At 64.5% G+C, this 14,167-nt stretch carries 14 protein-coding genes; 6 read left to right on the plus strand and 8 right to left on the minus strand.

Annotated features, from left to right (window positions below):
- Nucleotide 1 precedes the first annotated feature (1 nt).
- The 6 genes from Q7514_RS29985 to Q7514_RS30010 all read right to left on the minus strand — a co-directional run bounded on the left by Q7514_RS29985 (nucleotide 2) and on the right by Q7514_RS30010 (nucleotide 7,054).
- Nucleotides 2-589 carry an RAD23 family protein gene (locus tag Q7514_RS29985; protein ID WP_330136898.1) on the minus strand — a complete coding sequence of 196 codons (588 nt, stop codon included), beginning with the start codon at nucleotides 587-589 and terminating at the stop codon, nucleotides 2-4.
- Between the two features lie 8 nt (nucleotides 590-597).
- The gene (locus tag Q7514_RS29990; RefSeq protein ID WP_330136899.1) at nucleotides 598-1,242 is read right to left on the minus strand and encodes a hypothetical protein; all 645 of its coding nucleotides are present in this window, start codon (nucleotides 1,240-1,242) and stop codon (nucleotides 598-600) included.
- Nucleotides 1,243-1,308: 66 nt separating this feature from the next.
- On the minus strand, nucleotides 1,309-2,913 hold the full coding sequence (locus tag Q7514_RS29995; RefSeq protein ID WP_330136900.1) for a peptidoglycan DD-metalloendopeptidase family protein: 1,605 nt from the start codon (nucleotides 2,911-2,913) through the stop codon (nucleotides 1,309-1,311).
- A gap of 148 nt (nucleotides 2,914-3,061) precedes the next feature.
- Complete coding sequence (locus Q7514_RS30000; RefSeq protein WP_330136901.1) at nucleotides 3,062-5,065, minus strand: cutinase family protein; 2,004 nt, start codon at nucleotides 5,063-5,065, stop codon at nucleotides 3,062-3,064.
- 7 nt (nucleotides 5,066-5,072) lie between these two features.
- Complete coding sequence (locus Q7514_RS30005; RefSeq protein WP_330136902.1) at nucleotides 5,073-5,663, minus strand: hypothetical protein; 591 nt, start codon at nucleotides 5,661-5,663, stop codon at nucleotides 5,073-5,075.
- A gap of 179 nt (nucleotides 5,664-5,842) precedes the next feature.
- Nucleotides 5,843-7,054, minus strand: coding sequence for an insoluble domain protein (locus Q7514_RS30010; RefSeq protein ID WP_330136903.1), 1,212 nt, complete (start codon nucleotides 7,052-7,054; stop codon nucleotides 5,843-5,845).
- A gap of 298 nt (nucleotides 7,055-7,352) precedes the next feature.
- On the opposite strand from Q7514_RS30010, the gene Q7514_RS30015 reads away from it, so the two are divergent.
- The 4 genes from Q7514_RS30015 to Q7514_RS30030 all read left to right on the plus strand — a co-directional run bounded on the left by Q7514_RS30015 (nucleotide 7,353) and on the right by Q7514_RS30030 (nucleotide 10,881).
- Nucleotides 7,353-7,805: a helix-turn-helix transcriptional regulator gene (locus Q7514_RS30015; protein ID WP_330136904.1), complete on the plus strand. Its 453-nt coding sequence runs from the start codon at nucleotides 7,353-7,355 to the stop codon at nucleotides 7,803-7,805.
- Between the two features lie 139 nt (nucleotides 7,806-7,944).
- Nucleotides 7,945-8,133, plus strand: a complete 189-nt coding sequence (locus Q7514_RS30020; protein ID WP_330136905.1) for a toxin-antitoxin system HicB family antitoxin — start codon at nucleotides 7,945-7,947, stop codon at nucleotides 8,131-8,133.
- A gap of 434 nt (nucleotides 8,134-8,567) precedes the next feature.
- Nucleotides 8,568-8,789: a hypothetical protein gene (locus Q7514_RS30025; protein WP_330136906.1), complete on the plus strand. Its 222-nt coding sequence runs from the start codon at nucleotides 8,568-8,570 to the stop codon at nucleotides 8,787-8,789.
- A 364-nt stretch (nucleotides 8,790-9,153) separates the two neighbouring features.
- Entirely contained in the window at nucleotides 9,154-10,881 is a 1,728-nt protein-coding gene (locus tag Q7514_RS30030) for a hypothetical protein (protein ID WP_330136907.1), read from the plus strand.
- Nucleotides 10,882-11,132: 251 nt separating this feature from the next.
- On the opposite strand, the gene Q7514_RS30035 is transcribed toward Q7514_RS30030, so the two are convergent.
- Both Q7514_RS30035 and Q7514_RS30040 read right to left on the minus strand, forming a co-directional pair.
- Nucleotides 11,133-11,390 (minus strand): helix-turn-helix domain-containing protein, encoded by a 258-nt coding sequence (locus Q7514_RS30035; protein ID WP_330136908.1) that lies wholly within the window; start codon nucleotides 11,388-11,390, stop codon nucleotides 11,133-11,135.
- A complete protein-coding gene (locus Q7514_RS30040) occupies nucleotides 11,390-12,289 on the minus strand; it encodes a replication initiation protein (protein ID WP_330136909.1) in 900 nt (299 codons plus the stop codon). The genes Q7514_RS30035 and Q7514_RS30040 overlap by 1 nt, the downstream gene beginning before the upstream one ends.
- A 226-nt stretch (nucleotides 12,290-12,515) precedes the next feature.
- On the opposite strand from Q7514_RS30040, the gene Q7514_RS30045 reads away from it, so the two are divergent.
- Nucleotides 12,516-12,779, plus strand: coding sequence for a ParB family protein (locus Q7514_RS30045; protein ID WP_330136917.1), 264 nt, complete (start codon nucleotides 12,516-12,518; stop codon nucleotides 12,777-12,779).
- Nucleotides 12,776-13,051, plus strand: a complete 276-nt coding sequence (locus tag Q7514_RS30050) for a ParB family protein (protein WP_330136910.1) — start codon at nucleotides 12,776-12,778, stop codon at nucleotides 13,049-13,051. Before Q7514_RS30045 ends, Q7514_RS30050 begins: the two co-directional genes overlap by 4 nt.
- Nucleotides 13,052-14,167: the final 1,116 nt, after the last annotated feature.

Below are 14,167 nucleotides of genomic sequence, written 5' to 3' on the forward strand. Positions count from 1 at the left end.
CTCACAGAGTGGATACGGACGACACGCGCCATCCGTCGCCGTTGTCGGTCAGCACCACAGCGACGTACTGCACGTCACTGCCGGTTTCGGTGCCGCTGGAATCGGTGACCGTGCTGGTCACCTCGTACATGCCGTGGTACTTCGTCTCGGTGTTTTCCTGCCCCTGGTTGGGGACCTCGACCGCTACAGCGGTGACCGTCGCGCCCTGCGACGACCACAGCGCCCACTCGCCCGTGGCCTTGACCGATACCTCCGCATCAGCGCGGACCTGCGCATCGAGTTCGTCGGTCAGCACACCCAGATCGGCGGCACGGACAGGGGCCACGTTGCGATTGGTGTCGGTACTGGTGTCGTACGAGAACCATGCCTGCACGACCGTGGCGCCGAGTTCGCCCGGATCGGCGGTGTCCACCGTCGGCGCCGCCGGGGCGGCCGACGTCTCCGGCGTCTCCGAGGCCTCGGTGGGAGGCCATGCCGCCGTCGAAGTCGACGGCTGCGCCGCGGAGCTCGAGGATGTTCGATCCTGCTCGGACTCGGAGCTGCACCCCGCTATGGTCAGTGCCCCGACCGCGACGCCGATCAGTGCCATCCGCCGGATCATGGGGTCACCACCAGATCTGTCAGGCGAATCGCCCGCCACTCGCCGAAGCCGGGTTCGAGGCACCACTGCTCGGCAAGGTTCCCGGTCGGAACCACGTCCAGATCGAGGATGACCTGCTTTTTCGCTGCCAGATCGGCCAGTTTCACCCCGTTGATGCGCTCGCTACTCACCCGCAGGCGCAGCCGCACCGCATCCGTGTTGAGGTGTTCGCGCACCTTCGAGGCGAGGAACACCGCCTTTCCAGCGCTGGCCTCATCGGCCGAGTCCTGATCACCCGGGCGGAACACACGGTCGTCCTTGTGGAACGAGCCGTACCAGGCGACTTCGCTGGTGTCGGCGTCGCCGACGACAGCGAACGATCCGCGTTCGTCGCCGGCCGACGACAGCGAGACCACCGGAGCCGCCGCGGCGGCCGCCGCCAGCGACTCGGCCCGTTCGCTTTGCTCGCGCTCGCGCAGTGCGTCGTAGTCCACGTCGAACTGCTTGTAGAGCTCGCGCTTGATCTTCGGCCACTGAGTGCGTGTCATGAGCCCCTGCTTCGACGCCCATGCCCGCAGGTCCGAGGCCATCATGTCCTCGACTTTTCGGGTGGCTGCGAGGCTGCGCACCGCTGCTTCGGCCTTGTCCCATTCGTCGCTCACGTCGTAGTGTCCTCTCTCTGGTGTCTCATCGATTCCGATGTTCTGGTGTATGAAAACTGTTATGTATCAAGTGAATCGCATGGCTCTGACACTTTCCGGTGGTGTCCATTCGGTGACTTGGACCTTTCCGCCCGATTGGGGTGCTTCGACAACTTCGTTGTCCCCCATCCAGATCCACACATGTCCGGGGTGTGGCTGCACGATGTCTCCGGGCTGTAAGTCCGAGGACTTGGTGATCGGTGTGCCGCGAGGATCGTTGACTTGCGCTGAGTCCTGGTGTGGCAGAACGATTTGTCCATCTGTAGCCTGCGCGACTGCATAGAGAACCAGGCCGGAGCAGTCGAACCCGAGCTTGTTGTGGTCACCGTGCGCGTCGGCCACCCCTCCATCACTGATACCGCGAGTCGGGCCGCTGACGTCACCACCACCCCAGGCGTAATCGGTGCCCAACCACCCGAGGGCTGCATCGACCACCCGTGAGTCGGTCGCCGGTGGCCGCGGAGCCTGCTCGACCCCCGTGAAGTCTGGACGGCGGTCGATGATGCTGCGCACGTAGTTCGTCGTTTCGGAGTTGCCGCAGACCCCGCTGGACGCGAGGGTGCCGCCGGGGCCGCAGTTGTAGGCCGAGAGCATCAGCGCGGTGCCGTCGCCCTGGACTTTTCCGTCGCGGAGCCACTGTTGCGTCAGATCCCACATCTGGCAGTCGTACGCGGCCATCGCCATGACCGAGTCGCCGATCGAGTTCACATCTGCGATGCCGTCGCCGTCGTAGTCCTTGCCGATCTCGGCCCAGGTGCCGGGCATGAACTGGCCCGGTCCGCGCGCCCCGGCCGGTGAGACCGGTGAGCTCGGTCCGTGGCGGAACTGGTTCTCTGCATACAGCTGGGAGGCGAGCAACGGCGCGTCGACCGCCTCGCAGGTGTGCGCCGCCTCGAGGAGCCACTCGCGGAACTCCTCGGGCACCGAACCGTCGTCGAGGGTGCTCCCACCGGGACCGCTCAAGCCGGTGCAGCCCGCGCCGAGTGGAGTCTCGGCCGCCACCAGCTGCACGTTCGGCGAACCCGGATCCTGTTCAGGGGCGTCGAGTTCGGCCGCATCGGCGAGCCAGGGCATCGGGTCGATCGGCGACCCGCCGTCGAGCCGTCCACCGGGCCAGACCTCGAAGTGCAGGTGCGGGCCGGTCGAACCGCCGGCATTGCCGACCTGCCCGAGCAGATCCCCGGAGCGCACGTCATCGCCGACGCTGACCAGCACACCGTCCGAGTGCATGTGGCCGTAGACGGTCGAGAGCGTCGCCCCGTCTGAGGTGATCGAGTCGACGACAATCCAGTTGTCGAAGCCGCCCTCATCGCCGGGCCCGGAGTCACCGGCAGCGACGACGATCCCGTCCATCGGTGCGTAGAAGGGTGTGCCGATCGGGGCTGCGAGGTCGATGCCGTTGTGCGCGGCACCCCATCGCGGGCCGAAACCGGAGGTGAACGTGTAGGTGCCGGTCACCATCGGCTGCACTTTCTTGCCGGAGGCAGCCCGCAGACTGTTCGGCGACCGGGACAGTCCCTGCGTCGGCAGGCAGTTGTCCGGTTCGGGATTGTCGCTGCCACACATGACCAGCGACCCCATCAGCACGACGACACCGGCCGCCAGCGCCAATTTTGCAGTCGAAGAAGCCACGTTTCTCACCCCCTTGCATGAGTGTTTTCACAGCCCGCCCAGGCCATGCACCGTGTGTGACTTCGCATCCGCCCGCCCGAGGTCGGATGCCGATTCGTGAAGGACTCGGCCCTGGCGGCGGCACCACCCGCCGCCAGAACCACCGGCGTTACCCGCCGATCGCCCGCGCGAAGATGTTCACCATCGTGTCGATCGCGTTGTCCTTTCCGTCCGGGGACCAGCTCGGATACGCGATATGCGAATTCGAGGCGTAGAAACTTGCGGCGGTGAACCCTTCGGAGACGAGCTGCCCGAGCTCGGCGGCGTCATCACTGCTGGCCAGCGCCATCACCGACGAGCTCAGACCGGCGAGATCGCTGTTCTGTGCCTGCACAGACATCAGCGATCCGATCGGATCGTCGGGATTGTGCAGCTGATCCGGGCTCATCTTCTGCCCCGGCGTGAGCACCCCCAGCGCCACCTGCGCCAGCTCCACCGCGACCGGCATCAGTCGCGACAGCTCGAGCACATTCCCGGTCTCGGCGATCGACCAGGCGATTTCCTGAATCTCACCGACATTGCGGGCCAACCGAATGACATCGACATTGCCGAGCAGATCGAGCACCAGCGTCGCGATCGCCGCCGTGCCGGATGGATCCGGCACCATCGCCACCAGACGAGAGAGTGTCTTGAAGTCCACACCGGCGGCCATTTTCACCAGCGGGGAGAGTTGGTTGTTCAGATCCCCCGCGATAGCGTGCGCGCCGCGCACATCACCGGTGGCGACCTTGCCGGGCAGCGCTTGCAATCCGGCTGCGACCGCCTGGTAGTCGACCGAGCTCACCCCGGATACGACGTTGAGCAGCTGGTTGATGATCGTTGTCGGCTTGGCGACCGAGAGCACTTGCGTGGCCGTGCGAAGCTCCGGCGGACCGGAGGCCGCCAACGGCGACAAGCCGGCCACCAGTGTGTCCGCCGAGCTTGCCAGCGTGGAGACATTGACCGGTTCCCCCGATGTCCGCGCCTTGAGCAATGCGGTGCTCGTGCTCGTCACCGCCTCTGTGGCCGAGAGGACAGCGGGAACGTCGACCTGCTCGAGTGTGTCGAGGACACTCGCGGTCGTCGCCTCCGGCGAGCCTTCCGGAGCCGCGGTGAAGGTTTCCCGAGCACCGGGGTTGCTGTCGATCCATTCGCTGGCCTGGCCGACCGGTGTCAGTGTCTCCGACACCAGCCGGGCCTGCTGCGTGATCCGGGCGATGTTCGCCGCCGAGGTGGTCGACGTCGGACCACCCACATCGAGCGTGGCCACGGACTCGGCCAGCCGGGTTGCCGCGCCGACCACCGCTGATAGATCGGCATTGCGCCACTGTCCCGGTGAGGACAGCGCATCGACCAGCGATGACGACTGCGTCGCCGTTGATTCATCAGCCACTGTCGACTCACCGGCCAGAGTCGGTGTTTCCGGCGCTGCGGTTGAGGCGATCTGCGCCGAGACATCCACCGCGCCAGGAGGGTTGGCGATGATCCGGCCCAACGATGCCAGGAACGGAGTCGACTCACCATCGGTGTTGCAGTACGCATCATCCGGGTGGCAGATGTCGAACACCTTGCCCGCGAGCTGACCGAATCCTTCCGGGGCCGGCCCCGCGATCCCCTGCCCAGGCAGCGGCGGGCCGATCAACTTCGCACCCTCGGTGCCCCGCTTCGGGTTGGCGAGCAGAATCACCGCCTTGACCTGCTGCGCGGCGACCGGGCCGAGGCCGTGCCCGATATTGACGGCCAGATCGTTGCCGATCTGCGCGCCCTGGCTGTACCCGGCGATGACGTACGTCGACGACGGGCACCGCTCCATCAGCTCCGCTGCGGCCTTGTCACCCCTCGACTTGGACTCCGCATACGAGGTGCCGTTGAAGAACGCCTCCCCTGGATACGGCACGTACACCGCGTCGACGTTGTTGCCGAGCCGCTGCTCGAGCGCATCACCGACCGCAGCGAGCATCCCTGTCGGCACGGTCGGATCGGCATTCGCCGAGGTCTCCGTCGTGCCCGGGATCATCATTGCGATCGTGCGAGCACACCCGTTCAACTCGGCAGCATGGACAACGGCCGGAACGGCCATCCCCGCCGCCGTCGTCATCACCGCAGTCGCCAGGGCGATACCTGCTTTCCTCATCGCGCCTCTACCCCCGAACTTCCTCGATGGAGCGGATCAGTACGCGGCCATCCGGGGCCGTAGTCGTGGTGATGCGCTGCTTGAACTCGTTGCGGCGATCCGGACGAACCTCGGTGATCTGCGCGCTGTAGGTATCCGGGCCGATCGCGGTCACCTCGAGGCAGTGCGTTGTACCGAGGGGAACGGAGTCGATTCCCTGCTGGATCGCCGCGGCATTGGGCAACGATGCATCGGATGCCATCAGCTCCCGCGCCGCGCCGCCGTCCCGCAGCAGGTAGTACCTGTGCTCGAGTGCGGCGATCACGCCTTCGCCGGATAGCTGGTCTCCTTCCCCTGGCGAGCAGGGGTCATCCGCCACAGCAGTAGTTGCCGAAGGAGGAGTCGGCGCAGTGACCGGAGCCAGGCCGGCGAAGTCCGCGTCATCGGTGCCGATCAGCGCCGATGCGCCCCAGCCGACCAGGCCCACCACCGCAATGGCGGCGACCCCGATCCCGCCGTACAGCAGTCCGCGACCGACAGGTGTCCGTGACCCGGGTGCGGCCGACGGAGCTGATGCGGCCTGGCGAGCAGGGCGGCGGTCACTGTCGACCGCCGCCACCACTCGAGACCCCGATTTACGTGCGCTTACTCCCCTAGTGGAAGAGAAACGCTCCTCGGCCGCCGGTGCCGACACCGACGGCCGAACCGTGCGGGTTCGCGGTGCCGTCGCGTCGAGGACCCGCGGTGAACCCGGTCGGTTGTTCCGATTCATCGGTGTGTCTCCCCCTCGACCGTCACTCAGGCGTCGAGCGTCGGTTCGTCGGTACCCAGGCCCAAGCCCACGGCCTCGCTGATCAGACGCGATGCCCGACCTGCCGTGGCGTCGTTGAAGAGCGTGTCGAGACCCTGATCGACCTGCTCGACGATCTGCTCACCGCCCGGCTGCGACTGCACGAAATCGCGGACCTGCGAATCGATTGCCGGAGCGGTCTCGGTGGCGAAGGTCTGCACCGCCTCGACCGCAGCCGCACCGACGGGATCTTCCGACCACTGGACCAGCGTGGTGTCGACCTGCTCGGTGATCTGCTCGGACTCGACCTCGGGCACCTCGACCTCGATCGGCGTGGCATCCTCACCCGCGCCGTATGCGGTACCGGCAAGGTATCCGGCGCCGCCACCGACGAGTGCGCCTGCGCCGCCACCGAGCGCGCAACCAACACCGAAGCCGACACCCGTCCCGAGGGCAGTTCCCGCCACCCCGGAGGTGATCGGAGCAACCCCGGGGACCGGCAGCGGGACCATCGTGCCCAACCCGGCACCACCGATACCGCCGACCGTGCCCAACGCCAGCGCGGTGGGCACGCCCGCCGCCGTACATCCGGTCACGAAACCGAGGCCCGTGCCGACCGCCGTTCCGGCGACCTGCGCGGATGCGAGCTTCTCGGCCTCCTCGGCATCCATGGTGCCGGTCGACTTGTGGAAGTCGGTCACCATCGCCTCGACCACCGCCGTGGTGCGGTTGGTGCGTTCGGCGTCGGGGTCCGATACCCAGTCCGGCTGATCGAAGATCACGCGGCCGAAACGCATCTTGTTGGCCGGGGCTTCGATCGGCAGTGTCGGCCCGGCAAACACGGCCGGAGCCTGCGGAGTCGGATCCGCGTTCCAGGTGCCACCACCGGAGTAGTCGCCCGAGTAGTCGCTGTACTGGGTCATCGAGACACCGCCGCCGGTCTGCGGGTCGTAGGCGCGGGTACCGCGGTTGTATTCGGCAGGCGGCGCGATCCAGTAGTCCTCGGTCGGCTGCGGTGAGGACGGTGCAGGCGTGGGTGTGGGCTCAGGTGCCGACTGAGGCGGCGTCGAGGTGATACCGGCCTGACCACCGCCGGATTCCGGTGTGGACGTGATTCCGGCTTGTCCCCCGCCGGAGTTGTCGACCGGAGCCGCTGATGCTGTCGGTGCCAGGGCGATCATCAACCCGGCAGCAGCTGGAGCCAGCGTTGCGGTACTCAAGACCGCGCTCGTTGCCCTCCGGCGGCGATGTGTGCTCACGAAATAGCCCTCCCGTGTACGCATGGCGCATCGCAAAGCAGCGACGCGCCACGTTCTGTGTCGTGACGCGCCGGGAGAGATGAAGTGGGTCCCCCGACCTTGCCCTTGATGGGCCAGTTGAGCGTACTGATCAACTTCACGCCTGCATTTGTATCATAATACCACCGTAACTTGACATCAAACATCAAATCCGCATGTCAGGAGGGGTGCAAAGATGGGTGAGTTCCTAGCCCGGAATCTGCCTCACCAGGGAGGGCGATTGTCGAGAAGTACCGTGCGCGGCTTCAGTGGAGCCCGGCTTCGTCGTCTACGCGAAGCACGCGGACTGACCGGTGACGACTTGGCCGACGCTGCCGGGATCTCCGAGGCGACGTTGCGTTCCTGGGAGATCGGGCGCGCCACCCCTACCCCCGCCCTGCTAGGCGCCGTCGCCAAGAAACTGCGTGTGACTATTGGTGACATGCTTGTCCTTCGGTCCGACGAGCTCACTCTCGCCGACCTGCGCACTCTTGCCGGCCTCAATCAAGCCGATGTCGCGGAAAAGCTCGGTGTCGGCACCACTACGCTCACGCGCATAGAGAAGGGTCGGCGCGACTACGACCCCGACGTCGCCCGTGAGCTTGCGCGCATCTACAAGGTCAAGGCCGGTGAGCTTCGTGCGGTATGGGAACGCACCCGGCAAATCCGCCTCGACATGCTCGACAAGATCTGAGCCGATGTCACTATGTTGAAGTTAAAACCGTAGAATAGATCCGCGCCACGCCGACGGCGACGGTAACTGACATAGGAGGCTCGGGCCGCTAATCTGATTCAGATTGATTGGACGATCTTGAAGAACGGGGGTTCGCGCAATGGCACAGCCACACAAGGGCGACCGCGCCGCGATGACTCTACGAATCCCCTCTGAGCTGCATCAACAGCTCAGCAAGGACGCCGAAAATGCCAAGGTCGCACTGTCTCAGTACATCGCCGACCTACTCGCACTCCAGGCCGGCAGGCCCGACCTCGCTCGCGAAGTAGGGAAGGTGTCTGCCATGTAGGCGCTGCCAGGGATGTCCAGACCATTGGAGAAGTCCCGTAAAAGCAGAAGACCCCCTGCCTGCCAGCAGAGGGCCTTCAAAAGAAACCATTGCCCGACCAGTCGCCAAACCACTCGGGCTTTCGTACTTCCTCACCAGAGAAAGCCGTCGTTATGCATATTAGCGAGCTTGGCTCGTGTACTTCAACTTTCGCTTCAGGTACACCCAGCGTGTCGTCCTGTGCGCAACGAGGGAACCCATCACTTCAACCCGTCGACGAACGGCTCCCAATTCTGCTGTACGACGTCGTAGGAGCTGCGGGAGGGCCAGCCTGCGCGTCGCCTGCCACTCACTTGGCAAGGTCGCGGGACGTCGGCGTGTTGCCTACGCGTCCGCGAGCTTCGTCGCGCAAGATGGGACCGCATTCATATCTGGTGCTGATACGAGGAGGTCGAATGGGACGCCCAAGCAAAGGCGAGCGTGACTATGTGACGATCCGCGTGCCAAAGGAAATCACACCCGCGCTCGATGCCGCACTCAATGCGCGAGGAGTGACCTCCCGCAGCCAATACCTGGCAGACCTCGTCTGCCACCACCTGGGGCGTGCCGACCTCGCTGTCGAATTGGACCCCAACGATCTCTCCAGCACCTCGCAGGAGGTGATCGACGCGGCATAGAGGCACCCTGCCAGAGGGCCTAACCAGCCCAACAAAATCCAGTGCCTACTGCCGACATGAGAAAACCCCCGCAGCGACCGGGCTGACGAGGGCTCTCAAGGCGTAGAGGCGGAGTTACCAGCTCCTCCTCAGGTACTGCCATATCCCCGAAGGGACTGTCGTGCCAGACAGGTCTCAGGGTAGCGCATTCCCTGAAACAGCTTCAATCAACGCTCTCCGTGTCGCTGCTAACGACCCGATAAACGAGCCTCATTCAACGCACCTCCTCAGCCACCTGTTCGACATGTGCACACGAGGATGGTCGCCGCGACCACGTGTTCGCCTTGACACGCAGTGCACTCACGACTACCTGGCGACGGCATTGATGCCTACGACAGCACCGAAAGTCCCATGGGCGATCCATCTCACCGCCGCGGACCACCGATTCCGCCTACTCGCATTCGACTTCGACAGCGGCCCACATGGTGCCGACGTCGCCGCCGGCGACGCACACCGGCTCTGCACAGTGCTCGACGAGCTCGGTGTCGCGCACCTGCACACAGCCTCCGGCCCCGCAGGCGGCCAGCACGTGTGGATCCGACTCGCCGACCCCGGGGCAAGCGCGGACAACGTACGCACGCTCGCACATGCACTGCGCCAGCACTACCCCAGTCTGGACACCTCCCCGCTGACCAACCCCGCGACCGGTGCAGTCCGGCCCCCTGGCGCGCCCCACCGCAACGGTGGATACTCACTCCCCCACCTGCTTGGAACCGCTCTGAGCAACACCCTGAAGCGCATGTCGTCGGGTGCCCCCAACGATGTCGTGGAGTGGCTACTTGCCCGTCACCCCCACGCTGAGCTCTCCAAACACCACGATCACCCCCGCACGGTCCGCATCATCGAGGATCAGGCCGGACCGCACCTGGACCGGCCCCGACGTCCGCTGAGCAACCGCACCCAGGCACTCCTGGGCACAACGCCAACACCCGGCACTGACCGATCGGCTCTCGCACACAGCATCCTGCTCGGCATGGCCAAAGCCGGCCACAGCCTCCTCGACGTCGAAACTGCCGTGGCATCAGCCCCCGGCCTCGTTCGGCTCCGCGACGATCATGATCGCGGCCGAGACGACACCACCCGGCAATGGCAGCGAGCCCTCGACGTCGCGGCCAGGTTCGCACCTGCCTCTGCGGACGAGCGTGCCCCGGTAGACGACGAGCTCGACCACGTCGAAACCGCCGTAATGGCAGATCCGACACGCTGGGCACGTCCAGGAGGTGCCAGCGACGAGCGAATACTCCACGCTCTCATCGTCCTTGCTCGCACTGCCCGCACCCGCACCCTCGATGTCGACGTCCGCAGACTTGCCGAAGCAGCAGCCGTCGCCGCCTCAACTGTCTCACGTCGCCTCCGGGTCCTCATGGGAGAAGGTTGGGTCACCCGGGTGAACGAAGGATCAGGCACCCGCGCATCGACGTGGGAGTTGAACCTTGCCTCAATAGCTGCAACACAAGGAGAACCCGCCCCCGGCTCTGGGACGGGGATTTCACGCCCTCTGCTGGCGCACCACACCCATGACGTCTGGGCGTCCCGAACGGGTCTCGGGAGTGCAGCAGCACGTATTCACTGGGAAGCACTGAAATTCGGGAAATCGAAGTTTTCCGCGCGACGCGGAAAAAATATGATCTCCGTTGTCTCGGAGGCCACTGGATACGCCACCGCGACGGTCGCTCGGACCCTCGATAAGTTCCGTGACCTGCATCTTCTCCCCGTATCGTCGGCGATAACGTCCATTGAGCCGATGGATCGCATCGCACTCTCCCTCGGAGTGGCAGGTACAGCAGCCGCCAGAGCCAGCCGGCACCTGATCGACCGGGAACTACACCGCTGGTGGACCGAAGAACTCGAATGGCGCAGCCGCCGTGGAAAGAAGCGGGGCGTCCGAGCCACTCCCCCAGGCGCACTCGCCCTGCCCATCACGGCGCCCGCCCGAGCACGTTACGGTCGATTCCCCACTGGTGATGATGGCCGCGCCGACTATCGAACTGCCCGCGATGTCGTGGGCACGTCGCTGGGCAATGTTCCGTCCCTGAATTCAGCAGCAGCGTGAGACGCTTCACCAGTGTCTCCGTCGCACCGTCTCGACTTTCGCTGAGCGCTACAGGGTTCCTGTAGTAACAGGCGACAAATCGGCGGATTACCTGGTCAGGCTCCCGTATCCGCCGCGGACAGGGAACCCCTATATGGATGTATTGATCTGCATATTTGCCCGATACTTCGCCATTACTCCCCGAACTCTCTTCCACCGGACAGTCCATTTAGCGTGGAACTGGCCGACACGACGCCACAGGGTGGAAGTTTCTACTCCTCGAGCTTGCGGGCATCATGCAGGATTCTCCCCACCGCACCGGTCGAGATCCCCATCTCCTCGGCGATCTCGCGGTACTTCATCCCCTGCTCGCGAAGCCCCACCACCTGCATACGACGAAGTTCCGCTCGCTCAAGGAACTCTTCTCGTGGTTCAGCGAATAACCTTTGAATTGTTCGAGTGGAGGCGCCGAACTTCTCGGCTGCTTCTCTCGCAGTCAACTTGCGCCGGACAGGGTTCTTAGCGCCCATCAGATGATCGCCTCCCACATGGCCTTTTCGTCGAACTTGGTGGCACGCTTTCGGTTGGCCTCGATCTTTGCGGAGGTCATAACCTTGGCGCTGGCCTTGCCACCCCTTCTGCCACGTGCAGCCTGGCGGGCACGGAACGTGTCTTCGTCGAAGTTACGCCAGATCCACTTGCCGATGGAGTATGCGGTGGCACGGACCTCAACGAACGGGAGCGGGTCGGCGAACTCGGTGTTGACGCCGTGGCATTGCTGGAGCACCAGTTGGAGCCACTGGTCACGGGTGCCGTGACGGTGGGACCACCACTGGGGGTAGGCCCACTTGCGGGCCGTGTCGAACATCGCCACATTTCGGCCGAGCCCCGCTGACCGGTCGAGTCGGCGTGGTGCCTGACGAGGGGTGTGGATGGTCGCCAGGTCCCGCAGCTCGTACGGGTCGGCGGGGCCGTAGATTGTCTCCCAATCGGGGTGAATTGGGTTTTTCGTCAGCTGCCCGCCATAGGCGAAGTCCCCATCGACCGAGATGCACAGTCCTCGCTCGATACGATGCGCCAAGCGTAGCGGGGTCAGACGCGCCGAGTCGGTGCGGCAGACGTGGTTGCTGCCGAGCCACCAACCCAAGTGGGCCCGCCCTGAGGGGGATTGCGAGACCCAACTCGGGGTCGGATGATCGGACGGCTTTTCGAACGCACGAATAGCCGCATCGGGATGGTCACAGTCGATGACGATCGACCCGAGGAGTGCGTGAGGGGAGTGCTGGATGTATCGCATCGTCAGCGCATCGTCCCGACTCATCCGGTACTGACCGTGGCTGAGCTCGTTCGTTGCGAACGGCCGGTGCGGTAGTAGGACCTCGCTCCCCCACTGCTCGTCACTGAGAAGCGACGCCCCCGAAAAGTCCATGACGAGTACTGTGCACCACCAAGATCGATTGTTCGGGTACGACACGCCGAAGCCATATAGGGAAAATATTCGGGTACGTCATGCCGAAGCCATATCAGGTATCCGCCTAGATCCCCTCCTTACAAGGCTTCGAACATGTCCGCTCGCAACGCGGGGGTCCGCTCCGTGGGTGCTGCAGCCCAGGGCCCGGCCACTGCGGACCGAAGTTACGATGGGCACTGTGACCATGAAAAAGCGCATGGCCTTCGACATCACCGAAGGCCATGCAGATCGGGTACGCGCCGCCTACGTCGGCACTCGTGGCATTCTGCCCCCCGCCACCCTCAGCGAGTTCATCACCGACCTGCTACTCGACAGCACCCGTCGACTCGAACAAGTCCACAACGAAGGCCGACCCTGGCGCACCCCCACCCGAGGCGAACTCAAATCCCTCTCCCAGACCGGCGTCGGCCGCAACGCACCGACATCTCAACACCGAGGCTCCGAGTGACCACGGACCACCCCCATCCCGAGTCCTCGCGCTTCCTACGACCCAAACTCGGCTTCCACACCGACCAGGCTGAACGCATCCGGGCCGCCTACCTCGGCACCCGCCCGCACCTTCCAGCGAGTACCTTCGGCGAATTTCTCGAAGCAGCGGTCCTCGAGAAGATCGAGCGCCTCGAAGTCGAGTACAACAACGGCCAGCCATGGGGCACACCCGCCGACGGCGACATAAAATCCGCATCTCAGATCGGCGTCGGCCGCTGGAAGCGGGACTGACCCAAACCGCACGACATCCGTAGGGATACCCGGTAGAAAAGCGGAACAGTTGGCGAATATGCAGGTCAAGCGATCATGAGTCGGCTATTGCCGGCATTGGTTGCGGAAAGCTCTGGCTTGGAAATCCGCCGATTTTGTCGCCATTGCTACCGGCACCCGTAGGGGCCCCTCGCACCTCCTGATTGGCCGTGCACACACGGATACCGACACGTTCATGCAACGTCCGTTCTCGACCTTCAACCCATGAATCATTACGTTACACGTAACGTACGTAATGAAACGTAACGTACGTTACGATTTGCTAGGCGCTCTCCCGCCGGTGATTCACCACCGGGATACGAATTCACAGCGTTGCGGTAAGAACGCACATGCTCACCAGCAGTTTCCATGCGATCTACCTCGGAGAACCGCCCTGCTGGCCCGTCTGTACGTTCAAACCGTGTTGCAACACGAGAACCTGCCCGATCGATACGGCACTCGAAGTGCTCGCCGAGGGACTGGGTCGGCATCGACTTGACCGGCGCAGAACCTCACCGACGTGGACCTGCGCAGGGCCGACCTCACCGGGGCGCGAATCTGGATAATGCAATCGTTACCCGCCTGTCCCTGGCCGAGGCAGTCCTCACCGGCACGAACATAACCACCTCCCCGCTCTTGATCTACCTAGACCAGCCAGGGCCAGTCCCGCCGGAGGTGGAAGATCTGTCTCGGTAGCCCGCAGACTCTGTCGCCAGCACTACCGGTACCCCACCAGGGACGGTGCTTCGATGAGAACTCGTGCTCGTCGAAGAGTTGAGACGCCCCGAAAGCGAGAAGTTGGCCGCTGCGATCGCGACCCCTCACACTTCGTAGTCCCGTTACTTCTATGAGTTCCATGAATGAGAACAGCACGCAAGAACAGCGAGAATCGCAGTGCGACACGGTCCCTGCACGACTTCGCCATCCGGCTGGCACCCCCACTCCCCTCGTATTCACAGTCCACCCGACGTGGGGTAGCCGTAGCATTTGCCGAAAATCGGGCGGATATGGCGTAGTGCCCGGTCGGTGATCCGCTCGGCCTGTTGGGTCGAAACGATCGTCTGTCTCGCCACCGGCTCCTGGCGGGCGCGGCGTATC

The sequence above is a fragment of the Rhodococcus artemisiae genome (assembly GCF_036327795.1).
In the GTDB taxonomy this organism is placed as follows: domain Bacteria; phylum Actinomycetota; class Actinomycetes; order Mycobacteriales; family Mycobacteriaceae; genus Rhodococcus; species Rhodococcus artemisiae.